Origin of the sequence: Microbacterium sp. SCN 69-37, from assembly GCF_001724435.1 — a bacterium.
Lineage (GTDB): Bacteria > Actinomycetota > Actinomycetes > Actinomycetales > Microbacteriaceae > Microbacterium > Microbacterium laevaniformans.
On sequence record NZ_MEEL01000016.1, the window covers coordinates 184,555 to 208,434 of the forward strand.

At 70.0% G+C, this 23,880-nt stretch carries 20 protein-coding genes, 1 tRNA gene and 2 pseudogenes; 10 read left to right on the forward strand and 13 right to left on the reverse strand.

Features of this window, described 5'->3' with window-relative positions; genetic code table 11:
* Nucleotides 1–289: 289 nt before the first annotated feature.
* Both ABS64_RS02235 and ABS64_RS02240 read right to left on the reverse strand, forming a co-directional pair.
* Entirely contained in the window at nucleotides 290–1,390 is a 1,101-nt protein-coding gene (locus ABS64_RS02235) for a glycosyltransferase (protein ID WP_036286613.1), read from the reverse strand.
* A gap of 1 nt (nucleotide 1,391) precedes the next feature.
* Nucleotides 1,392–2,603, reverse strand: coding sequence for a glycosyltransferase (locus ABS64_RS02240; protein WP_288121353.1), 1,212 nt, complete (start codon nucleotides 2,601–2,603; stop codon nucleotides 1,392–1,394).
* Nucleotides 2,604–2,722: 119 nt separating this feature from the next.
* Here ABS64_RS02240 and ABS64_RS02245 point away from each other — a divergent pair, with 119 nt between their 5' ends.
* The 4 genes and pseudogenes from ABS64_RS02245 to ABS64_RS02260 all read left to right on the forward strand — a co-directional run bounded on the left by ABS64_RS02245 (nucleotide 2,723) and on the right by ABS64_RS02260 (nucleotide 8,660).
* Nucleotides 2,723–3,328, forward strand: coding sequence for a hypothetical protein (locus tag ABS64_RS02245; protein ID WP_005051821.1), 606 nt, complete (start codon nucleotides 2,723–2,725; stop codon nucleotides 3,326–3,328).
* A gap of 338 nt (nucleotides 3,329–3,666) precedes the next feature.
* Nucleotides 3,667–6,528: pseudogene (locus ABS64_RS02250) on the forward strand (GH92 family glycosyl hydrolase).
* 28 nt (nucleotides 6,529–6,556) lie between these two features.
* The gene (locus ABS64_RS02255) at nucleotides 6,557–7,294 is read left to right on the forward strand and encodes a potassium channel family protein (protein ID WP_016464038.1); all 738 of its coding nucleotides are present in this window, start codon (nucleotides 6,557–6,559) and stop codon (nucleotides 7,292–7,294) included.
* Between the two features lie 4 nt (nucleotides 7,295–7,298).
* Complete coding sequence (locus ABS64_RS02260) at nucleotides 7,299–8,660, forward strand: DUF2252 family protein (RefSeq protein ID WP_036282758.1); 1,362 nt, start codon at nucleotides 7,299–7,301, stop codon at nucleotides 8,658–8,660.
* A 9-nt stretch (nucleotides 8,661–8,669) separates the two neighbouring features.
* Here ABS64_RS02260 and ABS64_RS02265 read toward each other — a convergent pair whose 3' ends face one another.
* Genes ABS64_RS02265 through dnaK form a run of 4 tightly spaced genes read right to left on the reverse strand, consistent with a single transcriptional unit; the run spans nucleotide 8,670 to nucleotide 12,592 of the window.
* Nucleotides 8,670–9,110, reverse strand: a complete 441-nt coding sequence (locus ABS64_RS02265) for a MerR family transcriptional regulator (protein WP_005051817.1) — start codon at nucleotides 9,108–9,110, stop codon at nucleotides 8,670–8,672.
* 2 nt (nucleotides 9,111–9,112) lie between these two features.
* On the reverse strand, nucleotides 9,113–10,096 hold the full coding sequence (locus ABS64_RS02270) for a DnaJ C-terminal domain-containing protein (RefSeq protein WP_292680475.1): 984 nt from the start codon (nucleotides 10,094–10,096) through the stop codon (nucleotides 9,113–9,115).
* A 15-nt stretch (nucleotides 10,097–10,111) separates the two neighbouring features.
* Nucleotides 10,112–10,708 (reverse strand): nucleotide exchange factor GrpE, encoded by a 597-nt coding sequence (locus tag ABS64_RS02275; protein ID WP_036286639.1) that lies wholly within the window; start codon nucleotides 10,706–10,708, stop codon nucleotides 10,112–10,114.
* A gap of 12 nt (nucleotides 10,709–10,720) precedes the next feature.
* Nucleotides 10,721–12,592: a molecular chaperone DnaK gene (dnaK, locus tag ABS64_RS02280; protein ID WP_036286642.1), complete on the reverse strand. Its 1,872-nt coding sequence runs from the start codon at nucleotides 12,590–12,592 to the stop codon at nucleotides 10,721–10,723.
* Nucleotides 12,593–12,811: 219 nt separating this feature from the next.
* Between dnaK and ABS64_RS02285 the strand changes: the two genes are divergently transcribed.
* A complete protein-coding gene (locus tag ABS64_RS02285; RefSeq protein WP_082784327.1) occupies nucleotides 12,812–14,125 on the forward strand; it encodes an MFS transporter in 1,314 nt (437 codons plus the stop codon).
* Between the two features lie 217 nt (nucleotides 14,126–14,342).
* On the opposite strand, the gene ABS64_RS02290 is transcribed toward ABS64_RS02285, so the two are convergent.
* Together ABS64_RS02290 and ABS64_RS02295 are read right to left on the reverse strand one after the other, a co-directional pair.
* Nucleotides 14,343–16,175: a DEAD/DEAH box helicase gene (locus ABS64_RS02290; protein ID WP_292680482.1), complete on the reverse strand. Its 1,833-nt coding sequence runs from the start codon at nucleotides 16,173–16,175 to the stop codon at nucleotides 14,343–14,345.
* Nucleotides 16,176–16,201: 26 nt separating this feature from the next.
* Complete coding sequence (locus tag ABS64_RS02295; protein WP_081767980.1) at nucleotides 16,202–16,711, reverse strand: DUF427 domain-containing protein; 510 nt, start codon at nucleotides 16,709–16,711, stop codon at nucleotides 16,202–16,204.
* Nucleotides 16,712–16,747: 36 nt separating this feature from the next.
* Between ABS64_RS02295 and ABS64_RS02300 the strand changes: the two genes are divergently transcribed.
* Nucleotides 16,748–17,344, forward strand: coding sequence for an LON peptidase substrate-binding domain-containing protein (locus ABS64_RS02300; RefSeq protein WP_016464024.1), 597 nt, complete (start codon nucleotides 16,748–16,750; stop codon nucleotides 17,342–17,344).
* Between the two features lie 9 nt (nucleotides 17,345–17,353).
* Here ABS64_RS02300 and ABS64_RS02305 read toward each other — a convergent pair whose 3' ends face one another.
* The 4 genes from ABS64_RS02305 to ABS64_RS02320 form a co-directional block, all read right to left on the reverse strand.
* Nucleotides 17,354–17,551, reverse strand: a complete 198-nt coding sequence (locus ABS64_RS02305) for a hypothetical protein (protein WP_155947529.1) — start codon at nucleotides 17,549–17,551, stop codon at nucleotides 17,354–17,356.
* Between the two features lie 177 nt (nucleotides 17,552–17,728).
* Nucleotides 17,729–19,381, reverse strand: coding sequence for a BCCT family transporter (locus ABS64_RS02310; protein WP_036286648.1), 1,653 nt, complete (start codon nucleotides 19,379–19,381; stop codon nucleotides 17,729–17,731).
* Between the two features lie 90 nt (nucleotides 19,382–19,471).
* Entirely contained in the window at nucleotides 19,472–20,077 is a 606-nt protein-coding gene (gene dcd, locus ABS64_RS02315; RefSeq protein WP_036286662.1) for a dCTP deaminase, read from the reverse strand.
* A 40-nt stretch (nucleotides 20,078–20,117) separates the two neighbouring features.
* Nucleotides 20,118–20,708 (reverse strand): TetR/AcrR family transcriptional regulator, encoded by a 591-nt coding sequence (locus ABS64_RS02320; protein WP_288119529.1) that lies wholly within the window; start codon nucleotides 20,706–20,708, stop codon nucleotides 20,118–20,120.
* Between the two features lie 162 nt (nucleotides 20,709–20,870).
* On the opposite strand from ABS64_RS02320, the gene ABS64_RS02325 reads away from it, so the two are divergent.
* From ABS64_RS02325 to ABS64_RS02335, 3 genes are read left to right on the forward strand one after another with little or no spacing between them, the layout of a single operon-like run.
* Nucleotides 20,871–21,467 (forward strand): DUF6230 family protein, encoded by a 597-nt coding sequence (locus ABS64_RS02325; protein WP_288119533.1) that lies wholly within the window; start codon nucleotides 20,871–20,873, stop codon nucleotides 21,465–21,467.
* A complete protein-coding gene (locus ABS64_RS02330) occupies nucleotides 21,458–21,958 on the forward strand; it encodes a DUF6114 domain-containing protein (protein WP_288119530.1) in 501 nt (166 codons plus the stop codon). Before ABS64_RS02325 ends, ABS64_RS02330 begins: the two co-directional genes overlap by 10 nt.
* On the forward strand, nucleotides 21,955–22,692 hold the full coding sequence (locus ABS64_RS02335) for a hypothetical protein (RefSeq protein ID WP_036286671.1): 738 nt from the start codon (nucleotides 21,955–21,957) through the stop codon (nucleotides 22,690–22,692). The genes ABS64_RS02330 and ABS64_RS02335 overlap by 4 nt, the downstream gene beginning before the upstream one ends.
* A gap of 104 nt (nucleotides 22,693–22,796) precedes the next feature.
* Here ABS64_RS02335 and ABS64_RS02340 read toward each other — a convergent pair.
* Nucleotides 22,797–22,934: pseudogene (locus ABS64_RS02340) on the reverse strand (alpha/beta hydrolase); the annotation flags it as partial.
* A gap of 620 nt (nucleotides 22,935–23,554) precedes the next feature.
* Here ABS64_RS02340 and ABS64_RS02345 point away from each other — a divergent pair.
* A tRNA-Gly gene (locus tag ABS64_RS02345) sits at nucleotides 23,555–23,628 on the forward strand.
* Nucleotides 23,629–23,880 lie beyond the last annotated feature (252 nt).

Genomic DNA, 23,880 nt, shown 5'->3' on the forward strand with positions numbered 1-23,880 from the left:
CTACTCCTTTGAGCAGTTCTGCCACTCATGACTCTTCGGCTACGGGCATAGCTTTTCTGCCATGCTCATCTTCTTCCTCGTTCTCACACTCGTCATCGTCGTATCGGTCGGCGCGACCGTTCGCGCCCTCATCACCGACGACTACCGGCCGGTGCGGACCGACCGGTCGCGCCTGCCGTGAGGACGCCGTTTACCCGGCGGGCGCCGTGCGCCTCGCTCGACGACCGGGGGCGGCACTCGCTCCGGTCGTTGAGCGAGCGCAGCGAGTCGAAACGCCGCCGCCGGGGTGTCAGCGCCGTCGCGGCAGCCGGTCGAGCGCATCCAGCAGCACGTCGGCCGATCGCTGCCACGAGAAGCGCGCGATGTGCGCCGATCCGGCGGCGATGAGCGCGTCACGGCGCTCGGGATCGTCGATCGCACGCACCGCGGCGGCGAAAGCCGCGGCATCCGTGCCCGGCGCGTACAGCGCACCGTCGCCGGCGACCTCTCGGAAGATCGGCATGTCGGTGACGACAGCGGGAACGCCCAGCGCGAGAGCCTCGGCGACCGGAAGCCCGTAGCCCTCGTCGAGGGATGCCGAGACCAGCACGGCCCGCTCGGCCAGAAGCCCGGCGTACTCGGCATCCGTCACACCGTTGTGGAAGCGCACCGCACCCCCGCGGCCATCGACGAGACGCTCGAGCTCAGCGCGACGGTCGGGCGAGATGCGCGACAGCAGATGGAGCGTACGTCCGGGAAGCTCCGCCATGGCGCGGATGAGGGTCTCGACGTTCTTGTACCCCATGAACGAGCCCATGTAGACGAGGTTGTCGGCGCCGGGCTCAACCCGGACGCCCGCCGGCAGCAGGTCGCCGAGGCGCTGCGGCGCGTTCGGGACGACGATGACGGCCCGCTTCGTCAGGCGCACGCGGGCGAACTCGGCCGCGCTCGTCTCGCTGACGGTCGCGACCAGATCGGCGGCGTTGAGCGTGAGGCGCTGCGGAACGTATGAGAGATGGAACAGCCGCCAGCCGACGCGGACGTACCAGGGAAGATTCCGCGGCGGCGTGCGATGCCGGTAGTAGATCGTGTCGTGGAGGGTGAGGATCACACCGAAGCGACGGCCGAGCACCCCGATCGTCTGCATCGGTGAGAACAGGGCGTCTGGACGATACCGGTTCAGCAGGAGCGCCGTGAACGGCTCGCGCACCGCGGTGGGGGCGTGAATCCGCAGCGCACGTGCACCCTCCGGCAGGAGAGCCCGCTGCGCCTCGTCGTGGATCAGGAACACGACCTCCACACCCCGCGCGGCCGCGCCACCGGCGACGGCCGCGGCGAGCTCGGCCGAGTACCGGCTGATGCCGTCATGGAAGTCGGTGCGGATGTACCGCGCGTCGAACAGCAGGCGCATGTCAGCCGTCGAGGGGCTCGCCGCGGTAGAGCTTCTCGAACGTGTCGAGGGTCTTCTCGATGTCGTGGATCTCCACCCCGTCGAGCGACGCCTGCTGCATGCGCAGGTACTCCTCCGGCGAGGCCGTCAGCACGCGGCGCAGCTTGTCGGCGAGGTCGTCGACGTCGCCCGGCGCGAACAGGTACCCGTTCTCCCCGTCGTGGACGAGGTGCGGCAGCGCGACGGCATCGGCGGCGACGACGGGAAGGCCCGAGGCCATCGCCTCCATCGTCGCGATCGACTGCAGCTCGGCGATCGACGCGATCGCGAAGACGTCGGCGCGTGTGTACGCGGCGCGGAGGTCGTCCTCCTCGACGCGGCCGTAGAAGGTGACGCGGTCCTGGATGCCGAGGCGTTGCGCGGTCTGCTCCAGCGCGCGGCGCTGGTCGCCGCCCCCGACGATGTCGAATGCGATGTCGGGCAGTTCCGGCGCGAGCTTCGCGATCGCCGCGAGCGTGACCTCGACGTGCTTCTCGGTGGTCAGCCGACCGACGAACAGCACGCGGTTGTGGGGCCGCGGGGTCAGGTTCGGCGTGTAGTTGCGCTTGTCGATGCCGCAGCTGATCGGGATGACGCCCGTGATGTCGATCGTGCTCTCGAGGAACTCCGCGGCCTTGCGCGTCGGCGTGGTGACCGCGCGCGACATGTCGAACGTGCGCTTCGCGTCGTCCCACGCGAGCTTGACGACCACCTTGTCCAGCAGGGGCGGCAGGGTCGTGAAGTCGAGGATGTTCTCGGCCATGACGTGGTTGGTGGCGATCACGGGGATGCCGCGCTGGCGCGCGATGCGGGTGAGCGCACGCCCGAGGACGATGTGCGACTGGCTGTGGACCACGTCGGCGGCCACCTCGTCGAGAAGTCTGCGCGAGTAGTGCTTGGCCATCCACGGCAACACGAAGCGCAGCCAGTCGTGCGGAGGCCAGCGCCACCCGGGTGGACGGTGCACGGTGAGCCGCTGGCCCTCGATGATCTCGTGGAAGGTGCCGTGCACAGAGTGCTTCACGCTCGGCGTCATGACGTGCACGTCGTGCCCACGAGCGGCGAGTCCGGCCGCGAGGCGCTCCGCGAAGCGCGCAGCGCCGTTGACGTCGGGGCTGAAGGTGTCGGCGGCGATGACGATCGTGAGCGGCCGATGAGCGGGATGCGGGTCGTCGGGTGTCGCGGAGTCGGTCACGGGGTGCGAGGCCTATCTGTGCGGCGGCGGCAAGACCGCGGATCGCGGAGCCACCCCGAGGAGTCTACCCGAGGGCCCCGTTGCCGCCGGGAACCAGCCGCCCCGCGTAACGTGGTGTCATGGCCCGACTGACCGCCGATGCCGACCAGACGCGCTGGGTTCCCGTCACCGACTCGTTCGGGCTGCGGGGACGTCGCGCCCGCAAGAAGGCGATCCGGATGCTGCTGGGCCAGGCCAACGGCATGCTGGGCGCCGAGGCGCGCCCGGGCGGTGCGTTCGCAGCCTGGGCGATGAGCCAGGCGGCGCCCGCGCTCATGCGTAAGGCCGCCGGACGCGTCCTCGTGTGGGTGTGGAGGTCCGACCCCGAGCTGGTCGTCGTCATGGCGCAGATCCAGCAGCTCACCCCGCAGCTGCGGACCGCGCGCGCCATGATGCCGATGGAGTACGACGACACCGAGGACTTCCGCGGCACGTACCTGGGGACGGGAGAACGGCTGGTCATGCCGACTCCGCCGACCCGGGACGGTGCCGCGACGCCGCCGCCGTTCGCGACCTACACGTGGGACACCGAGACGCATCTGATCACCGTGACGGCGACCGGGGGCGATCGAGAGCGCTTCGGCACGGTGATCCCGGCGGTCGACGAGCTCGCCCGATCGCTGCGGGTCGTCGACGACGTGGTCGCCGGCGAAGCGGGGCCGGTGCTGCGGATCGACCCCGCATGATCTTCCTGGAGCCGGCGGACGGCCCCGCCGATCCACCCTCGTCGCGCCCGCACGCAGGCGTCCTCGGGGGCCGGGTGTTCCGTTTCGGCTTCCGGCCGGGCGAGAGTGCACAGCGCGTCGCGGTGCCCGGGCTCGACGCGGTGGTCTGCACCGTCGACACGGTGCTGCACTGGGCGTTCTACGCCGACGGGGATGCCGCGGTGCACGCACCGTGGGCGCCGCTCGCGGTGACGGTCGACGCCCGCGCCGGCGAGGAACGTCTCAGCGACGATGTCCGCGTGCGCGACCGCTACGGCTTTGCTCTCGATGCCGAGAGTCAGTTCGCGGCGGCGTGGAGCATGCCCGAGCAGTGGAACGCCGACACCGTGAGCCTCGCTCCTTTCGCCGGGCGGACCGCGGCGGTCGAGATCGTCCTGGGGACGACGGCGCTCGCGCCCGACGCCCGCACCCCCGAGGAGGTGACCGGGTTCGTCGAGGTGCGGATCGAGGAGGCACCGGCATCCACCCCTTCGCCGGCCGAACGCGTGGACACCCGGCGCGGCTCGCACGCCGGCGACCGCTTCTCGCGCGGCAACACGATCCCCGCGGTCGCGGTGCCGCACGGGTTCACCTTCCTCACCCCGGCGACCGATGCCCGCGACCAGCGCTGGCCGTACCGTCCCTTCGTCCACGACGACGAGCGCGGCCGGCGCCTCGAGGCCGTGCAGTTCTCGCATCAGCCCAGCCCGTGGATCGGCGACCGCGGAGTGCTGCAGGTCATGCCCTTCGACGGCATCCCCGTCTCGGCGCCGACGGCGCGGCGACGCTGGATCGCACCGGGCAGCGAACGCGCCCACCCGCACGTCTGGTCCGCGACACTCGACGGCGACCTGAGCGTCCAGGCGACGGCGACCGACCACGTCGGACTCTTCCGGGTCGAGGGCCGCGACCCCGACGCCGACGTCGGCTTCGTCATCGACCAGCCGGGAGCCCACGGCGCCGTCGCCGCCCACGGTGACAGCGTGCAGGGATGGGTCGGCGAGGCCGACCCCCGGTGGGGCAACGGGCCGCGGACGTTCTTCGCGGGTGTCGTGCGGGGGGCTCGGGTTCACGCGGGACGCCTCGACGACGACGGGCGGGGCGAGCGCGCCGGCTTCGTCGCCGGCACGGGCTCCCTCGAGCTGCGCATCGCGATCTCGTTCATCTCCGTCGAGCAGGCGCAGCGCTCGCTCGCTCTGGAAGCCCCTGCGGGGGTGACGTTCGACGACATCCGCGACCGCACGCGCAGCGCCTGGGACGCGGTGCTCGACCGTGTGCAGATCCCGCAGCTCCCGGCATCCGAGCGCCCCTTCCGGGGCCTCGCCGACGCCGACACACGCGCACAGCTCGCGTCGGCGCTGTACCGCCTGCATCTGTACCCGAACGCTGCGCAGGAGAACGCCGGGTCTGCCGAGAGCCCGCAGTGGGTCTACGCCGATCCGTTCGCCCCCGCCGGCGCGCACACCGATACGCACACTGGAGCGCCGGTCGTGGCCGGACGCCTTCCGGTCAACAACGGCTACTGGGACACGTACCGCACCGCATGGCCGATGATGAATCTCGTCGACCCCGTTCGGGCTCGTGAGCTGCTGGACGGCATCCTCGAGCCGCAGCGACGGCACGGCTGGATGCCGAGGTGGACGGCACCCGGCTACGTGGACGCGATGGTGGGCACCTCCAGCGACCAGATCCTCGCCGACGGCGAAAGGTGGGGACTGCTCGACGACGCCGAGACCGCCCTGTCGTCCGGGTGGCGCAACGCCGCCGAGCGCGCGCCCGACGCCCGCCGGGGACGCAAGGGCATCGGACGGGGGCGTTTCCTGGGGTTCATCCCGCGCGACATCCACGAGGGCATGAGCTGGAGTGCCGAGAACGCCATCAGCGATGCCGCGCTGGCGCGGCTGGCGCAGCGCCTGGCGGCGGCCTCGGCGGGCGAGGACGCCGCACGCCATGAGGCGTTGTCGCGCTGGCTGGGAAACCGCGCTCTCGCCTATCGGCAGTTGTTCGATCCGGCCGTCGGGTTCTTGCGCGGACGCGACGCCGACGGCCGCACGGCGGGCGGACGCTTCGACCCGCGCGTCTGGGGCGGCGACTACGTCGAGACGAACGCGTGGGGGATGTCCGTGAGCGCCGTGCACGATCCGGCCGGACTCGCCGAGCTGTAGGGCGGGCCGGCGGCGCTGCGCGCACACCTGGACCGCCTGTTCGCCGAGCCCGAGACGGCCGAGCGCGCATTCTCTGGGGCGTACCACCGGGTCATCCACGAGCAGCGGGAGGCGCGCGCACTGCGCAGCGGCATGTGCGCTGTCTCGAACCAGCCCGCGCACCACATCCCGTACATGTACTCCGCGACCGACGAGCCCTGGCGGGCGGGCGCGGTGGCGCACGCACTCGCGCGACGCCTCTTCACCGGCGGGCACATCGGCCAGGGCTTCCCGGGCGACGAGGACAACGGCGAGATGAGCGCCTGGTGGCTGTGGGCCGCGCTCGGCCTCTACCCGCTCGATCCCGCGTCGGGCTCCCTTCTGATCGGTTCGCCCCTGTTCGACGACGTCACCGTCCGCCGTTCCGACGGCTCGCGGATCCGCATCCGCAGCCGGCGGGCGCACGCCGACGCGCACGTGCTGCGCTCCGCGCACGTCAACGGAATCCCCCTGCGCTCCGCCGCGCTGCCGGTCGATGTCTTCGGCGCCGACGTGGACATCGAGCTGGAGTTCGACGACGCGCCGGGCCGGGCGCTCTGGGCGGGCCCGGCGACGACGAGCGAGATCGCGCCGTGGCATGCGGATCTCACCGCCCGTGGCGGCGTTGCCGTCCGCGCCCGCGGCGTCTGGCACGCGGCGCGGCTCTTCGACGACGGGGCCCCGCGGGGCGACCGCGGCACCCGACTGCGGGCGGGAACGTGGGCGGGCTGGGTCTTCCCGCGTGCGACGACAGTGACCGATGCGACCCTCACGTCCGTGGATGCCGCCGACACCGACGCACTGGAATGGGAGGCGAGCGAGGACGGCACGTCCTGGCATCCGGTCGCCGTCTCCGCCCGCGTCGCGCTGCACCCCGACCGGACGACCCCGTTCCGCTTCACCCCCGCGGTCACGGCGCGCGGCGTGAGAGTGCGCGCCCGCCAGCCGGTGCGGCTGCGGCAGATCGAGCTCTTCGACCTCGGCGACGCGCCCGGATGATGCCGGCGACGCCCGCTATCGTGGCCGCATGAGCGAGAGTGCGCGCCCCCGGCCGACGCTGTCGCCGCGTCTGCTGCGGTGGGAAGATCGCACCGCGTGGCCGATGTTCGCGCTGTCGCTCGCTTTCTTCGGGGCCTGGATCTGGAGCCTCGGCGACGACACGCTGAGCGCGACGCACCAGAATGTCCTGCTCGCCGTCGTGGGCGTCGCCTGGCTGATCTTCATCGCGGACTTCCTGGTGCGTCTGGCCATCTGCGGGTCGCGGCGCGAGTTCCTGCGCACCCGCTGGATCGAGGCGGTGTCGCTGGTGGTCGTCTACCTCCGGCCTTTCGTGATCCTCGCCTACCTCTGGCGACTGCCGTGGTTCCGCACGAGCCGCTCGCGGCAGCGGCTGCGCCTGATCATCCTCGTCTCGCTGTTCACGCTGCTGTTCGTCGTCACGGCGTCGGCGCTCGTGTGGATCGCCGAACGGCACGACCCGCACGCGAACATCCTCACCTTCGGAGATGCGGTGTGGTGGGGGTTCGAAACCGTCGCGACCGTCGGCTACGGCGACTTCGTGCCGGTCACCCCGCTCGGCCGCACGATCGCGGTCGGCCTCATGATGGGCGGTCTGGTCGTGCTCGGCGTGACCAGCGCGACGGTGGTATCCGCCCTGACCGACCAGATGCACCGCGTCGGGGAGCGCCTCGCCCACGAACGCGCGGGGGCATCCGGCGAAGAGGCGTCACCGGATGTCGCCCCGGACGCTCCAGTGTCATCATGAGCGCATGACGAACGCCGTGTGGACGGTTCCGCTCTCCCGGCAGAGCGCCCACGAGGAGGGCCGCCGCCGGCGTCGGGAGCTTCCGCGCAGGATGCTGGCCGAGCTTCCGACCCGCACGCGCGATCCCCTCGGCATCCTCGCCGCGCAGAACGCCGCACGCGTGCCCGAGCTCGTGCCGCTGCGGGAGGAGCGGATGTCGGCGAGCCCGTTCGCGTTCTACCGCGGCACCGCAGCGCTCATGGCCGACGACCTCGCTGCCGGGCCTCGCAGCGACATCCTCGTCGCCTCCTGCGGGGATGCACACGTCGCGAACTTCGGGTTCTATGCGTCGCGGCAACGCACACTCGTCTTCGATCTGAACGACTTCGACGAAGCGGCCTGGGCCAGCTGGGAGTGGGACCTCAAGCGGCTCGTCACGAGCATCGTCGTGGCCGGTCAGGCGACCGGCCGTGACGACGCCGTCACGCAGGATGCCGCGCGTGCGGCGGTGCGGCGCTACGCGCGCGCCCTCAGCGCGGGCGATACGGCGACGCCGCTCGACCGCTTCTACCAGCACTTCGACGCCGCCGGCTCACTGACCGCGATGGACAAGGCGTCGCGCAAGGTGCTGCGCGCCGCCATCGCCGACGCGGAACGGCGCACCGGCGACAAAGCAGTCCGCAAGATGACGCTCGTCGGCGCGGACGGACGGCTGCGCTTCGTCGAGCAGCCGCCGACCATGACCCATGTCGACGAGCAGACCGCCGCCGGGGTCGACGCCGCGCTGGGGCAGTACATCGCGACGACCCGGGCAGATGTGCGTCTCCTGCTGTCGCACTACGCGTTCTCCGACATCGTCCGCCGCGTTGTGGGTGTGGGCAGTGTCGGCACGCGCTGCTTCGTGACGGTCCTCGTCGACGGCGACGGCGCCGCGCTGCTGCTGCAGGTGAAGGAAGCGGGTCGCAGCGTGCTGGAGCAGTACGGCCACTGCCCGCAGCCGGAGGAGATCTCGACGTTTGTCGCCGCGCATGGCGAGGGCGCCCGTGTCGTCGGCATCCAGCGCATTCTCCAAGGGTCGTCGGATCCCTTCCTCGGCTACTTCCGCGGTCCCGCCGCCGACTACTACGTGCGACAGTTCCGTGACATGAAGGGGAGCATCGACGCCGAGACGCTCGAGGACGGCCCGTTCCGCCGGTACGCGCAGGCGTGTGCGACCGTGCTCGCCCGCGCTCACGGGCAGTCGCCGAACGCCGCGCGCATCGTCGGCTACCTCGGTGCGGGCGGCGCCGCGGCCGAGGCGATCGTCGAGTGGGCGTACGGCTACGCCGCGCTCTCCCGCGCCGACTACGGAGCCTTCGTCGAGGCGACCTCCGGCCGCACCGCGTAACGGCGCCTGTTACTCGAGGTCGGTCTCCGACGGCGGAAGCGGACGCCAGAGCACCACCTCGGTCGCCCGGCGCACGCGCGTACCATGACGCAGCGTGACCACCGATCCCGTCGCCCCCGCCGCGAAGACGCGGGAGCGACGGGCCAGTTCCTCCTGCAGACGCTGTTCGAGATCGGCGACGCGGCGTCGCAGACCGCGCGCCTCGTTCTCCAGCTCGATGAGTCGGGCGATGGCCGGAAGGCTCATCCCCTCGGCGGACAGCGCGGCCACTTCGCGCAGCTGCTTGACGTGCCGCAGCGAGTAGCGCCGCGATCCGCCTTGCGTGCGCCCGGGAACGACGAGTCCCAGCCGGTCGTACTGACGGAGGGTCTGCGGGTGCATGCCGGCAAGCTCCGCGGCGACGGCGATCGCGAAGATCGGCGCTTCCTCATCGGGTTGCTCGTCGGCCATGCTCACTCCCGAGCCTTGGCCATGAGGTCGGCGCGCGGGTTCTCCTTCGGCTCCAGCTCATGGAAGCGCTGAAGCGCTTCCATCGCCTGATCGTCCAGATGCGACGGCACCGCGACCTGCACCTCGGCGAGGAGGTCTCCGGTGCCCTTCGCGGTGTGCACGCCGCGACCCTTGACCCGCAGCACGCGCCCGGAGGGCGTGCCCGGCGCCACACGCAGCTTGACCGGATCTCCGCCCAGGGTCGGCACCTCGATCGTGGCGCCGAGCGCGGCTTCCGTGAAGGTCACCGGAACCGTGACGCGCAGGTTCAGCCCGTCGCGGGTGAACACGGGGTGCGGTCGCACCGTGACGCTCACGACGATGTCCCCGGGCTCGCCGCCATCGGGCGACGGGCGGCCGCGGCCACGCAGACGGATCTTCTGGCCGTCGGCGACACCGGCGGGGATCTTCACCTTGAACGGCTTGCCATCCTCGCCCGCGAGAGTGATGGTCTCACCCTTCACCGCGGTCTGGAAGTCGAGCGTCGTGCGTGCCGTCACATCGGCACCGCGCTGCGGGCCGCCGTAGCCGCGGAATCCACCGGTGGACTGCCCGAACCGGCCGGAGCCGAAGCTGCCGCCTTGGCCGAACATCGAGAACAGGTCGTCGAAGTCGGCCGACTGGGCCGACCCCCGGGACTGGCCGAAACGGCTGAAGACGTCCTCGAAGCCGCCGCTGCCGGTGCCGGGGGCCTGGAAGCGGGCGCCGCCGGCACCCATCGCGCGGATCTGGTCGTACTCCTCGCGCTGGCTCTTGTCCGAGAGCACGGAATACGCCTCGCTCATCTCCTTGAACTTCGCCTCCTTCGCAGGATCGCCCTGCGTGGAGTCGGGGTGATACGTGCGGGCGAGCTTGCGGTACGCCTTCTTCAGGTCGGCCTCGGACACGTCCTTGGAGACGCCCAAGACCTTGTAGAAGTCCTTGTCGAACCAATCCTGACTGGCCATGGACACCTCCTCCCGTCAGTCGGCGGAACCGGCGACGACGACCTTGGCCGGTCGCAGTTCGATCGTGCCCAAGCGGTAGCCGACCTCGACGACGTCGAGGATCGTGCCGTCTTCCACTCCCCCGGGGTTCGGGGCGTGGAAGATCGCCTCGTGCTGCTGCGGGTCGAACATCTCCCCCGCGACGCCGTAGGTCTCGACACCGAGGCGGGCGACCACGCCGCGGAGCTTCTCCGCGATGGCGGCCAGCGGCGAGCCGTCCACGAGGTCACCGTGCTTGTCGGCACGGTCGAGGTCGTCGAGCACCGGCAGCAGCCCCTTGGCGACCGATCCCTTGGCGCGGGCGATCTCCACCTCGCGCTGGTCCTCGGTGCGACGGCGGTAGTTGGCGTACTCGGCCTGCACCCGCTTGAGGTCCAACAGCAGGTCGCGGTCCTCGGGCGAAGCCTCCGCGACGGCGGCCTCGTCGGTCTGCGGCGCGTCCAGGATGTCGTCGACGGTCAGGTCGTCGCCCTCGCGCGCGTCCCCCTGCGAGTCGGGGCCGGAGGCGTGCGCCTCCGACCCCTCGTCACCGGGGACTTCGTCGATGGGCTCTTCGAAGTCCTTGTTCGTCATGGCTCGATTCTCTTACTTCTTCTCGTCCTCGTCGTCGACGACCTCGGCGTCGATGACGTCCTCTTCGGGGTTCGGGACACTGCCGTTGCCGGGGTCGGCGACGGTGGGGTCGGCCGGCTCGCCGGCGGCCTGGGCCGAGGCGTAGATGGCCTCACCCAGCTGCTGCTGCGAGGCGTTGAGCTTGTCGAACGCCGTCTTCACGGCATCCTCGTCGTCTCCCGCGAGCGCCGTCTTCAGCGCGTCGACATCGGCCTGCACCGAGGTCTTCACCTGGTCGGGGAGCTTGTCCTCGTTGTCCTTGATGAGCTTCTCGATCGAGTACGAAAGGGTCTCCGCCTGGTTGCGGACCTCGGCGGCCTCGCGGCGCTTCTTGTCCTCCGCGGCGTGCTCCTCGGCTTCGCGCACCATGCGCTCGATGTCCTCCTTCGGCAGCGACGAGCCGCCGGTGATCGTCATCGACTGCTCCTTGCCCGTGCCCTTGTCCTTCGCGGACACGTGCACGATGCCGTTGGCGTCGATGTCGAAGGTGACCTCGATCTGCGGGATGCCGCGGGGCGCGGGCGCGATGCCGGTCAGCTCGAAGGTGCCGAGCGGCTTGTTGTCACGCGTGAACTCGCGCTCGCCCTGGAAGACCTGGATGGCGACCGACGGCTGGTTGTCGTCGGCGGTCGTGAAGGTCTCGCTCCGCTTGGTCGGGATGGCCGTGTTGCGCTCGATGAGCTTGGTCATGATGCCACCCTTGGTCTCGATGCCGAGGCTCAGGGGGGTGACGTCGATGAGCAGCACATCCTTGCGCTCACCCTTGAGGACACCGGCCTGCAGGGCGGCGCCGACGGCGACGACCTCGTCCGGGTTCACGCCCTTGTTGGGCTCCTTGCCACCGGTGAGCTGCTTGACCAGCTCGGTGACCTGCGGCATACGGGTCGATCCACCGACGAGCACGACGTGGTCGATGTCGCCGACCTTGATGCCCGCTTCGGCGATGACGTCGTTGAACGGCTTCTTCGTGCGGTCGAGGAGATCCTTGGTGAGGTCCTCGAACTTGGCACGCGTCAGCGTCTCCGACAGCGACACGGGGCCCGAGTCGGTCAGCGAGAGGTAGGGCAGGTTGATGGAGGTGCTGGTCGAGCTCGACAGCTCCTTCTTGGCCTGCTCGGCCGCCTCCTTCAGACGCTGGAGGGCGATCTTGTCGCCCGAGACGTCGACGCCGGTGGTGTCCTTGAACTGCTTGATGAGGTAGTCGACGATGCGCTGGTCCCAGTCGTCGCCTCCGAGGCGGTTGTCGCCCGCGGTGGCACGCACCTGAATGGTCGAGAAGTCGTCGTCCTTGCCCACCTCGAGCAGGGACACGTCGAACGTTCCACCACCGAGGTCGAACACCAGGATGAGCTCGTCCTCCTTGCCCTTGTCGAGGCCGTAGGCGAGGGCCGCGGCGGTCGGCTCGTTGATGATGCGCAGGACGTTGAGGCCCGCGATCTCACCGGCATCCTTCGTCGCCTGACGCTCGGCGTCGTTGAAGTACGCCGGAACGGTGATGACGGCGTCGGTGACGCTGTCGCCCAGGTAGGTCTCGGCGTCGCGCTTGAGCTTCTGGAGGATGCGGGCGGAGATCTCCTGCGGCGTGTACTGCTTGCCGTCGATCGGCTGCGTCTTCCAGTCGGTGCCCATGTGGCGCTTGACGGAGGACAGGGTGCGGTCGACGTTGGTGACGGCCTGGCGCTTCGCGGTCTCGCCGACGAGCACCTCCCCGTCCTTGGTGAACGCGACCACCGACGGGGTGGTGCGGAAGCCCTCGGCGTTGGTGATGACCTTCGGCTCGCCACCCTCGAGGACGGCGACGACGGAGTTCGTCGTCCCGAGGTCGATACCCACTGCACGTGCCATGTGTGTTCCCTTTCGTGAAACGGCTCTGAAGAAATCTGCGGACGTTGAGTCCTGAAGGCTCAACTTCGATGTCTCCACGATAGCCGCGGCATCCGCGACTGTCAAACGCAAGTTGATATGAATCGGCTCAACTTTTCGACCGGATGCCGGGAGTAACGTGACCTGCACGCGCAACGACGCGCCACCCGGTGTTCACCGAAGGGACATACCGTGACGAACATGTCACTGCCCGACCTGCCCGCACCCACGACGATGACTCCCCCGACGGCGACCTCTCGTCGCGCTGTCATCGCGTGGGGGCTGTGGGACTGGGGCTCGGCTTCGATCAACGCGGTCGCGACCTCTTTCGTGTTCACCGTGTATCTCACCGGCAGCGCCTTCGGTGACGCGGCGACCACGTCGCAAGCCCTGTCGCTGGCCCTCACCCTCGCCGGCCTGGTCGTGCTCATCACGGCGCCGATCACCGGACAACGCTCGGACGCCTCGGCCCATCGCAAGCGCTGGCTGGGCATCAACACCGGCGTGGTCGTGCTCATGCTGGCCCTGATGATCTTCGTCCGCGAAGACACCGCCTACCTGTGGTTCGGGCTCACGCTGCTCGCGGTCGGCACCGTCTTCTACGAACTGGCGAGCGTGAACTACAACGCGATGCTCTCCCAGATCTCCACACCGCGCACGGTGGGCAAGGTCTCCGGCTTCGGCTGGGGGATGGGGTACCTCGGCGGCATCGTGCTTCTGCTGGTGCTCTACTTCGGGCTCATCAAGCCCGAGGTAGGACTGTTCGGCGTCACGGGGGCGGACGGCATGGCTGTGCGCGTGTCGATGCTCCTCGCCGCGATCTGGTTCGCCGTGTCGGCCCTGCCCCTGCTGTTCGCGGTGCCGGAGAACACGCCGTCGACGCCCGGCGCGGCGCGCATCGGCTTCTTCGCCTCATACCGCGTGCTCTTCGGGACGGTCGCCTCGCTGTGGCGCGAGAGCCGTACGACCGTGTGGTTCCTGCTCGCCAGCGCGATCTTCCGCGACGGTCTCACGGGAGTGTTCACCTTCGTCGGAGTGCTGGCGACCGGTACGTTCGGGCTCACCGCCGCGGACGTCCTCATCTTCGCCATCGCCGCCAACGTCGTGGCGGGCATCGTGACCATGGCATCGGGCTTCTTCGACGACCGGTTCGGACCGAAGCCGGTCATGATCGTCTCGCTCGTCGCGCTCGTGGTCGGCGGCATCCTGATCTTCGTCCTCCACGACGGAGGGCCCGCCGTGTTCTGGGGCCTCGGCCTCGCGATGGCGATGTTCGTCGGCCCGGCCCAGTCCGCGTCGCGTACGTTCCTGGCCCGCAGCATCCCCACCGGTCGCGAGGGAGAGGTCTTCGGCCTCTATGCGACGACCGGCCGCGCCGCCGTCTTCTTGGCCCCGATGATGTTCGGCGTCTTCGTCACGCTCGGAGGCCATCAGTACTGGGGCGTGCTCGGGCTCGTCGCCGTGCTGCTCGTCGGGCTGGCGCTGCTGATCCCCGTGCGTCCGCCCGCCCGCTGATCACCACTCCGGCGCAGCCCGCCGCGCCCCTCACCGGGCCCCGATGGCCGCGCGCGGCTCAGTCGCCCGCCGACCTGCCGACCGACGCGCCTGCCCGCCCGAACTGCAAGGCGAGCAGCGCGACACCCCGCGGTGCGACTGACCCAGGCGGCGCGTCGCCGGTGATCCCTTGCAGTTGCGTCAGCGACTCGGGCGCCGGCGGGATGCCGAGCCGCGCTCAGTCGCGGCGCGGGCGCCGATCGCCGCGGTCGCGGTCGTCGCGGTCGGGGCGCTTGGCGGAGCGCTGGAAGCGGTCGGGTTTGATCTCGATCAGGCGACCGCTGATGCGGGTGCCCTCCAGCCGCTGGAGCGTCTCGCGGGGAAGGTCGGCGGGCAGTTCGACCAGCGAGAAGTCGGGACGGATCTGGATCGCGCCGAAGTCCTCACGGCGAAGACCGCCTTCATTGGCGAGCGCTCCCACGATCTGACGCGGCTCGACCTTGTGCCGACGACCGACCTCGATGCGGTAGGTCGCGGTCGGGCCTCCCGAGCGACGGCGATCGTCGCGGCGGGGCCGGTCGTCGCGGTCGCGGTCGCTGCGGTCGCGTCCGCGATCGTCGCGCTCGAACCGTTCGCGGCGCGCCGGAGCGGGCGGGTCCTCGTCCAGCAGCAGCGGGGTCTCGCCCTGTGCGACGACGGCGAGCGCCGCCGCGACATCCGCCTCGGGCACGTCGTGGTGGGTGACGTAGTGGTTGATGATGTCGCGGAAGCGGTCGATGCGCTCGGTCTCGGCGAGCGCCGCCGTGATGGCGTCGTCGAAGCGGGTCAGACGCGTCGCGTTGACGTCGTCGGCACTGGGCAGCGCCATCTCGGTGAGGGGCTGGCGCGTCGCCTTCTCGATCGACGCCAGCATGCGGCGCTCGCGCGGCGTCACGAAGCTGATCGCGTCGCCCGAGCGGCCCGCACGGCCGGTGCGGCCGATGCGGTGCACGTACGACTCGGTGTCGATGGGCAGATCGAAGTTGACGACGTGGCTGATGCGCTCGACGTCGAGGCCGCGCGCGGCGACATCGGTCGCGACCAGGATGTCGAGCTTGCCGTCCTTGAGCTGATTGACCGTCCGCTCGCGTTGCGCCTGCGCGACGTCGCCGTTGATGGCGGCAGCCGCGTACCCGCGGGCGCGCAGCTTCTCGGCGAGGGTCTCGGTCTCGTTCTTGGTGCGGGTGAAGACGATCATGCCCTCGAAGTTCTCGACCTCGAGGATGCGGGTGAGCGCGTCGACCTTCTGCGGATACGACACGATCAGGTAGCGCTGCGTGATGTTCGTCGCGGTCGAGGTCTTCGCCTTGACGTTGATCTCCTCGGCATCCTTCAGATACGTGCCCGCGAGGCGGCGGATCTGGGCGGGCATGGTCGCGGAGAAGAGCGCGACCTGCTTGCCGGCGGGGGTGTCGGCGAGGATCGTCTCGACGTCTTCGGCGAAGCCCATCTTGAGCATCTCATCGGCCTCGTCGAGCACGAGGAAGCGCAGCTCGGAGAGGTCGAGCGTGCCCTTGTCGAGGTGGTCCATGATGCGACCGGGCGTGCCGACGACGATGTGCACACCACGGCGAAGCGCCGACAGCTGCTGCCCGTAGCCCTGGCCGCCGTAGACGGGCAGCACGTGCACGCCGCGCAGATGTCCCGCGTAGGACTCGAACGCCTCGCACACCTGCAGCGCGAGCTCGCGCGTCGGCGCGAGCACGAGCGCCTGCGGCGTCTTCTGCGAGAGGTCCAGCTGCGACAGGATCGGCAGCGCGAACGCCGCGGTCTTGCCCGTTCCCGTCTGCGCGGTGCCGAGCACGTCGCGACCGGCCAGCAGCGGCGGGATCGTCGCGGCCTGGATCGCCGACGGCGTCTCGTAGCCCACGTCCTTCAGCGCTTTGAGGACCGCGGCGTCGAGGCCGAGATCGGCGAAGCCGGGGGTCGACGGCGCGGCGGATGCCGGGGCGGATGCCGAGGATTCGGCGTCGGTCTGGGTGTCGGGCGCGGGCGCGGCCTCGAGGGGATCGGTCAAGCTGTCAGAGGCCATAGACCCACGGTAGCCGCCCGACGCCGTCACCACCCCATCGAACCCGGGATGCCTTTGTACGGCCCGAGGATGTTCGCCGTGATCCAGCCGCCGTAGAAGCCTCCCGGCTGCGGCGTGACGACCTCGCCGTCGGCCGTGCACTCGTCCATCGCGGCGGCGTACACGGCGACACGGTCGCGCAGCACTGCGTACCCCGGCGCGGGATGCGGATAGTTCCACGCGGCTCCCGCCCGCGTGATGCCCCCGCCCACGACGTCGAGATAGCGCGCGGCGCCCTTGAACTCGCAGAACGAGGTGCCCTCGGCATCCACGAGGGAGCCCGGGGCGAAGTCGGAGATCGGCAGGTAGTAGACGGGCGGATGGCTCGTCTCGAGCACGCGGACGGCGTCGTGGGTGTCGGCGATGAGCTGGCCACCGAGGCGGACGGTGACACGCACAGGGACCGGCTCGACGCGCGGCGGACGCGGATAGCCCCAGACCGACTCCTGTCCGGGGCCGGGAACGTCGGGGCGGATCGAGGCGGGAAGGCGAGGCACGCGCCCACTGTACGTCTGTCGGTGTTGACTGGGCGCATGACCGTCATGCCGATGTTTCCTCTCGGATCGGTGCTCTTCCCCCACACGCCTCTGCCGCTGCGCGTCTTCGAGCCGCGCTACCTGCGTCTGATGGGCGAACTGCTCGACAGCGATGATCCGCAGTTCGGGGTCGTCCTCATCGACCGCGGGCACGAGACCGGCGGCGGCGACCAGCGCTCCGGCATCGGCACACTGGCCCGCCTGGTCGATGTCGCCGCCGGGGCGGACGCCCTGCAGGTGGTCGCTGTCGGCACCGACCGCTTCACCGTGGACCGCTGGCTGGACGACGACCCCTATCCGCGGGCGGAGGTCACGCTGCAGGAGCCGCTGCCGTGGAACGATGCGCTGACGCCGTTGCGCACGGAAGCCGAGGCCATCGTGCGTCGCGTGCTCGGCCGGTTTCCCGACGCCCCCTGGGGAGCGCACATCGAGCTGTCGTCCGACCCCGTCGCCGCCGCCTGGCAGATCGCCGCGATCGCGCCGCTCGTGGAGTACGACCAGCAACGCCTGCTGCGCGCGACGACGATGGGCGGCCTGCTTCAGCAGATCATCGATCTGACCCTCGAGGTCGACGAGATCTGGCCCGAGGAGTGAGCTGCGACCTCAGCCGCGCGGCCAGGCCGCCGCGAGCTTCGTGAGCAGCCGGGCGAGCTCCGCCGCGCCCTCTGGCACGATCGCGCGCAGGCCCTCGGCGCGGAGGGCGACCCCGATGAGGGCCACCACCGTCGCCACCGTGGAGGGTTCGGCCCCCGCGTCCGCCGCTTCGGTCCGCACCGGCACGGCTTCGGACCCGGCGGACACGGTTTCGGGCGCGGCATCCACATCGATGCCGAACGCGACGGCGACGGATGCCGCGACCGCTCACCCCACCGTGACGCCGAGGGCGCCTACGAGCGCGGCTTCGCGGCCGGCTTCACCGAGGGACGCACCGCCGCGAGCGCGTGAGCGCCCTGCGCGTGATCGCGTGCGCCGGCAGGCTCAGCGTGGCGTGCGTCGCCACCATCCCGGCATCCGCACGCCCTGCTCGTTGCCACGTTCGACGTCGAGCCCGTAGTGCTCGCCGACGTAATCGACGAGCTGGGCGCGCTGGGCGCGGTCGTAGACCCGTCGCTCCCGCCGGAAGGCGATCACCGTCGACCAGCAGATGAGGAGCATGACGACGCTGAACGGCAACGCGATCGTGACCGCCGCCGTCTGCAGCGCCGACAGGCCTCCGGCCAGCAGCAGGGCGACCGCCAGCACCGCGGTCGCGAGCGTGAAGAACACGCGCACCCACCGCTTCGGCTCGACGTCGCCGCCGGTGGCCAGCATCCCCATCACGAGCGCACCCGAGTCCGCCGAGGTGACGAAGAAGATGCCGATGAGCAGGATGGCGCCCACCGTCAGCACCGGTCCGGCCGGCAGGTGGGCGAACAGCTGGAACAGAGCGCCCTGCAGATCGACCGTCCCGTCGGGTGCGAGCATCGATCCCGGCACCGTCAGTTCCTGGTACAGCGCCGAGCCTCCGAGGACGGCGAACCAGAGGATGCCGACGAGCGTGGGCACGATCAGCACACCCAAGACGAACTCACGGACCGTGCGCCCCTTGCTCACCCGGGCGATGAAGATGCCGACGAACGGCGCCCACGAGATCCACCATCCCCAGTAGAACGACGTCCACGAGGCCTGCCACTGCTCGCCGGCCTCGCCCTGGAAGGCGCTGACCGTGAAGCTCAGGCCGACGAAGTTCTGCAGGTAGGCGCCGATCGACTGCACCCACTCCCGCAGGAGGTATTCGGTGTGCCCCGCGATGAGGATGAACACGAGCAGCGCTGCTGCCAGCAGCAGGTTGAAGCTCGACAGCCACTTCATGCCCTTGCCGACGCCCGACAGCACGGACAGCAGCACGAAGATCGTGATCACGCCGATGATGACGATCTGCATCGTCGTGTCGGGGGTGCCCAGGCCGGCGCTGGACAGGCCCGCGCCGATCTGCATGACGCCCAGCCCGAGCGAGGTGGCGACGCCGAAGACGGTGCCGACGAGGGCCAGGGTGTCGATCGCGTTTCCCCACGCCCCGCGCACGCGATGGCCGAGGAGCGGCTCCAGCGCCCAACGGATGGAGATCGGTCGGCGCCGACGGTGGATCGCGTAGGCGAGGGCGACGCCGATCACGACGTAGATCGCCCACGCCTGCACACCCCAGTGCAGGTAGGTCTGGGTGAGCGCGCTCTGCGCCAGCTGCGCATCGGTGCCGGTGACGCCCGGGCGCGGTGTGACGTAGTGACTGAGCGGTTCGCTCACCCCGTAGAACACGAGCCCGATGCCCATGCCCGCCGCGAACAGCAGCGAGAACCAGGCACCGAGGGAGAACTCCGGCTCGTCGTCGTCTTTGCCCAGCTTGATCTCGCCGAAGCGGCTGAAGCCCAGGACGAGCGCGAACGCGACAAAGAACGCCGCGATCAGGACGTAGTACCAGCTGAAGGTTCGGATGATCGCGCCCTGGATGGTCGCGAACGCGGTCTCTGCGGACGAGGGGAAGATTACCGCGAATGCGGCGACGGCGACGATGATGACGGCGGCGGGCCAGAACACCCAACGCGCGAGCGGACGGGGGGCGAGCGGATCGGCGGCCGGGGCAGTCTCGGTCATCGTTTCAGGGTAGCCACGCACGCGGCGACGGCCGAGTCCTGGCCCCTTCCGGGCAACTCTGATAAAGCTGCGGCGGCGGTCGCCGCGCGCTCAGGCCCCGCGAGCGCCCGCGTCCGTCGCGCCGACGTCGGTGCGGTGGAAGTTCTGGAACGAGCGCGACGCCGTCGGGCCCCGCTGCCCGTGATAGCGGTTGAGGTACGGGCCGGTGCCGTAGGGGTTCTCCGCCGCAGACGACAGCCGGAAGAAGCACAGCTGACCGATCTTCATCCCCGGCCACAGCTTGATCGGCAGCGTCGCGACGTTCGAGAGTTCGAGGGTGACGTGACCGGAGAATCCGGGGTCGATGAAGCCCGCGGTCGAGTGGGTCAGCAGGCCGAGGCGTCCGAGCGACGACTTGCCCTCCAGGCGTGCGGCGATGTCGTCGGGGAGCGTCACCTGTTCGAACGTCGAGCCGAGGACGAACTCCCCCGGGTGCAGGACGAACGGCTCGTCGGGGCGCACCTCGATGAGGTGGGTGAGGTCGGGCTGGTCTTCGGCGGGATCGATGAAGGGGTACTTGTGGTTGTCGAACAGCCGGAAGTAGCGATCCAGACGCACGTCCACACTCGAGGGCTGCACCATCGCGGCATCCCACGGGTCGAGTCCGACGCGGCCGGAGGAGATCTCGGTGCGGATGTCGCGGTCACTGAGCAGCACGCGGCCAGCCTACTGTCCGCGGCGGGCGAGCGCGGCGCGCTCAGTGGTCGACGGATGCCGCGATCGCCAGCGCCGAACGCGACAGGAAGGCGACGATCTCGCCGGCGGGCCGGTCGGACTCGAGCCCGAGTTCGATGAGCACGTCCTCCGCGAACGCGACCCAGGCGCGTGCGGCCACCGACAGCAGGGGCGAGTCGGCGTGACCCAGCTCGTGGAAGACCTCGACGATGCGATGCGCGTTCTCGTCGCGGGCCTCGTCGACGAGTTCGCGGACGACGGGGTCGCCGCTGGCGACGCCCCGCACCAGCGAGTAGAAGGTTCCGCGGTGGGCGCGAACGAACGCGACGATCCGCTCGATCGTGTCGTCGAGGCGGGCGCGCGGCGGCAGCTCCGCGCGGGGGGCGGATGCCGCGATCAGCGCGTCGCGGGCGGTCGTGACCACCGCGGTGTGCAGGCCCTGGCGGGAGCCGAAGTAGTGGAAGACGAGTGCGCGCGAGACGTCTTCCCGTTCGGCGAGCGCCTCGATGGTCAGCTCATCCAGCGGCTGCGACGCGAGGAACGCGACCCCCGAGGCGATCAGCTGGGCGCGCCGATCCTCCCGCGACAGGCGCCGACGCTGCTCCGTGGACATGTCCTCGACCCTACCGACGAGGTGGGCACGGTCCCACGGACAGTTTTCGTGAGAGTTCTCTCACAGTGACGCCGTCCTTATTGACTGATTGTCAATTGAAGCGCACAGTCGATGATCGAACGCGTCGGCAGCGGAGCCGGCGCCCCGGCATCCGGAGGATCGATGAGACTCTCGAACCCGACTCGCTCCCGCGCGGGACGCATCACCCTCGCCACCATCCCCGTCGTCCTCGCCTCGACGTTCCTCCTCGGAGGCGTCGCACAGGGCGCCGTTCCGGTCTCGTTCGCGGTCTCCGGCAGCCAGTTCCAGATCAGCGCATCCAAGCTCGAGGGCACCGGCTTCTCGCAGTACGCCGGCGTCACGCAAGACACCGCGGGCGGCTCGCACAACGTCGCGATCGCGAACATCGCGTCGGCGCAGCTCTACGACCTCTGCCAGTCGGTGATCTCCGACACCCCGCTGGGCAAGGTGGGCGTGCTCATCACGGCGGGCGGCGGCGGCAACCCGGCCACCGCGAGCGACCTGCAGATCGGCATGACCGACCTCAAGGGCGATTCGTCGTTCTCCAACATCCGCATCGGCGTCGACGCCTCGACCGTGAACACGGCGGCGAAGGGCTCGGCGGGCGACTTCGCTCAGGATGCCGACGGCGTCACGATCAACAACCTTCAGCAGATCTCGTGGAGCACGCAGGCCTCGGTCTTCACGCTGACCGGGATGTCGCTGAAGCTGACGGACGGATCGAGCGGATGCTTCTGACACGCCGGGCGTCCCGCGCCGCCGAGCTCGCCGCGGAGTCCGAGAACGAGACCGAGCCCACGCCCGCGGCGGGCCGGCCGGTGCGCGCGTGGCGGAAGGATCGGCCGCTCGTCGGCGGCATCCTGCTCATCGTCGGTGGCCTCGCGATGTTCGGCTCGAGCCAGCTCGACTTCGGGCGCCTGCACATCCACCTCGGCATCGAGGGGCTGCAGGCGGTGGTGATCCCGCTGCTGCTGATCGTGCTGGGCGCGCTCGTCATCGCGACCCCGGCGCACCGCATCCTGTACGGAGTGATCGCGCTGGCCACGAGCGTCTACTCGATCGTGGGAGTGAACCTCGGCGGCTTCCTGATCGGCTTCCTACTGTCGGCGGTCGGAGGCATCCTCGCGGTGTCGTGGATGCCGAGAGCCGCGCGCACCGCGGGGGCGGAGCCGACGGCTGAGGCGGATGCCGAGGAGGCGATCGTTTCCGACGAGGCGGTCACGCGATGACCACGCGGCGCGCTCGTTCCGCGCTGCTGGCGGCCGCGCTCCTCGCGCTCGCGCCGAGCGCGGTGGGTGCCGCAGCCCTGCCCGCGGCCGCCGCCGAGACCTCCGGCGCACGGCCGACCGAGTGGTGCATTCCGATCATCATGCCCTGCCACTCGTCGCCGTCCCCGACGCCCAGTCCGTCACCGTCGGCGAGCGCGTCGGCTCCCGGCATCCCGAGCCTGCCGACCGTCCCCGGCCTTCCGGAGCCGGGGCAGCCCTCGCCGTCACCGTCGCCGTCGGAAGGCACGACGCCGCCCGCGGTGGCGCCCGTCGCCGACGAGCAGGGGCCCGTGTTCACGCAGCCGTCCGCCCAGCTCGGCTCGAAGTCGCTGTCGTTCAGCGGCCTGCGCGGCATCTCGGTCGTGACCGTTCCCCTCGCCGACGGGTCGCGGACGACGGCCCTGAAGCTCGAAGCCGACCGCATCACGATCTCCGGATTCAGCCTGACCGTCCGCCACGACACCGGCCCCATCCTGACGACGACGGCCGACACGATGACCCTCGACGGGCACGTGGTGGTGTACATCAACTCGCTCAGCGCGACGCTTCCGGGAGGAAAGCTGCTCACGCTGGGCGCCGACACCCCGCCGCCCGCCGAAGGCCTGGACTCGATGTTCGGGGTGACCCTCGGCCTTGTCGGATCGACGGCCGATGCGATCACCTACACGAACACGGTGCAGCACCTGTCGGAGTGACGGGGAGTACGGCGCCCAGCGCGCAGCGGGCGGTTCGCGAACGGACGGTCAGGACTGGATGAACGCGAGGATGTCGGGGTTGAGACGTCCGCGTGCGTGGTCAGCATGAAGTAGAGCAGCTGCGCGTCCCAGTCGTCGGACGAGAGGGGCCAGCCGTGGTGGAAGACGATGGGCCGGGCGTCAGCGCTTCCCCAGTCCTTGTAGTAGATCTCCGCGCCGTCTTCGATGGCGACGTAGGCAATGATCGGTCCTCCGGGTCGTGTGGATGGGTGCGCTCGATCCGAGCGTGTTCACGCCAACCGCGGCATCCGCTGACCCGTTCCTACATCTGTACAGACGTTCGGGGCGGCGCCGCGAGTGAGCCGAAGGCCATGCGTCATTGCGGCACGCTTCAATTACGCGACGGCAAGTTCAATTGTTTCCGGTTTTAGTTGAATCGATACGTGGTGTGATCAAGGGAACTTGAAGGAGAGCAGCACGGATCCCGCACGATTCGCGGCAAGTCCGATCGGCGACCTCCTTCCGATCTCCGGCACGGACGGCCGAGGGCAGACCTACGAGCGCGTCGCGTTCGCCGCTCATCCACTCGCGGCGCCGCCAGAACTCTGCACAGCCACCTGGAACCGTGTTGCGTTTCCAGGGCTGACCTACCAAGCGGTGAGCAACGCTGTACGCAAGCTCGAAGAAGTTGGGATCCTCGAGCAACGGAACGTTCCGGGGGTCATGGTGTTCCGCGCCCCCGATGTCGTCGCGATCATCTCTGCGCCCAGCGCAGCGTAGCGGCGCCCGCCCGCGCTCAGTGCGGCGGTCAGTCAGCGACATTCGTGGGTATGCTAGACGGGCACGGCCGTCAGGTCGTCGTGGGGCTGTAGTTCAATGGCAGAACTTCTGCTTCCCAAGCAGACAGCGCGGGTTCGATTCCCGTCAGCCCCTCCACTTCATTGACATACGAAGTCGATCGCATCCGGGCCCAGGTGCGACGCATGAGACTTCCGCCAGCAGACGCGTGCGTCACAGCCCCACACCCTCTGGTTTGCGAGGGGCCCGTGGACGCGGCCTTGAGCACTGCTCGTCCTTTGCCCGTGACTTGGGCGTGTTGATCAAGAAGGTGCGGGGTGGCCAGCCGCCGCGAGTTGCGCGGGAGAATGGGCGTGTGAAGATCCAGGTGCTGCATATCGAGGATTGCCC

What these genes read in the sequence shown, in the direction of transcription:
- ABS64_RS02275 (WP_036286639.1), bottom strand. Translation starts at nt 10,708, where the DNA reads ATGACGAACAAGGACTTCGAAGAGCCCATCGACGAAGTCCCCGGTGAC.
- ABS64_RS02300 (WP_016464024.1), top strand. Translation starts at nt 16,748, where the DNA reads ATGACCGTCATGCCGATGTTTCCTCTCGGATCGGTGCTCTTCCCCCAC.
- ABS64_RS02260 (WP_036282758.1), top strand. Translation starts at nt 7,299, where the DNA reads ATGACGAACGCCGTGTGGACGGTTCCGCTCTCCCGGCAGAGCGCCCAC.
- ABS64_RS02330 (WP_288119530.1), top strand. Translation starts at nt 21,458, where the DNA reads ATGCTTCTGACACGCCGGGCGTCCCGCGCCGCCGAGCTCGCCGCGGAG.
- ABS64_RS02245 (WP_005051821.1), top strand. Translation starts at nt 2,723, where the DNA reads ATGGCCCGACTGACCGCCGATGCCGACCAGACGCGCTGGGTTCCCGTC.
- ABS64_RS02325 (WP_288119533.1), top strand. Translation starts at nt 20,871, where the DNA reads ATGAGACTCTCGAACCCGACTCGCTCCCGCGCGGGACGCATCACCCTC.
- ABS64_RS02320 (WP_288119529.1), bottom strand. Translation starts at nt 20,708, where the DNA reads ATGTCCACGGAGCAGCGTCGGCGCCTGTCGCGGGAGGATCGGCGCGCC.
- ABS64_RS02265 (WP_005051817.1), bottom strand. Translation starts at nt 9,110, where the DNA reads ATGGCCGACGAGCAACCCGATGAGGAAGCGCCGATCTTCGCGATCGCC.
- ABS64_RS02235 (WP_036286613.1), bottom strand. Translation starts at nt 1,390, where the DNA reads ATGCGCCTGCTGTTCGACGCGCGGTACATCCGCACCGACTTCCATGAC.
- ABS64_RS02285 (WP_082784327.1), top strand. Translation starts at nt 12,812, where the DNA reads ATGTCACTGCCCGACCTGCCCGCACCCACGACGATGACTCCCCCGACG.
- ABS64_RS02310 (WP_036286648.1), bottom strand. Translation starts at nt 19,381, where the DNA reads ATGACCGAGACTGCCCCGGCCGCCGATCCGCTCGCCCCCCGTCCGCTC.
- dnaK (WP_036286642.1), bottom strand. Translation starts at nt 12,592, where the DNA reads ATGGCACGTGCAGTGGGTATCGACCTCGGGACGACGAACTCCGTCGTC.
- ABS64_RS02290 (WP_292680482.1), bottom strand. Translation starts at nt 16,175, where the DNA reads ATGGCCTCTGACAGCTTGACCGATCCCCTCGAGGCCGCGCCCGCGCCC.
- ABS64_RS02335 (WP_036286671.1), top strand. Translation starts at nt 21,955, where the DNA reads ATGACCACGCGGCGCGCTCGTTCCGCGCTGCTGGCGGCCGCGCTCCTC.
- ABS64_RS02255 (WP_016464038.1), top strand. Translation starts at nt 6,557, where the DNA reads ATGAGCGAGAGTGCGCGCCCCCGGCCGACGCTGTCGCCGCGTCTGCTG.
- ABS64_RS02270 (WP_292680475.1), bottom strand. Translation starts at nt 10,096, where the DNA reads ATGGCCAGTCAGGATTGGTTCGACAAGGACTTCTACAAGGTCTTGGGC.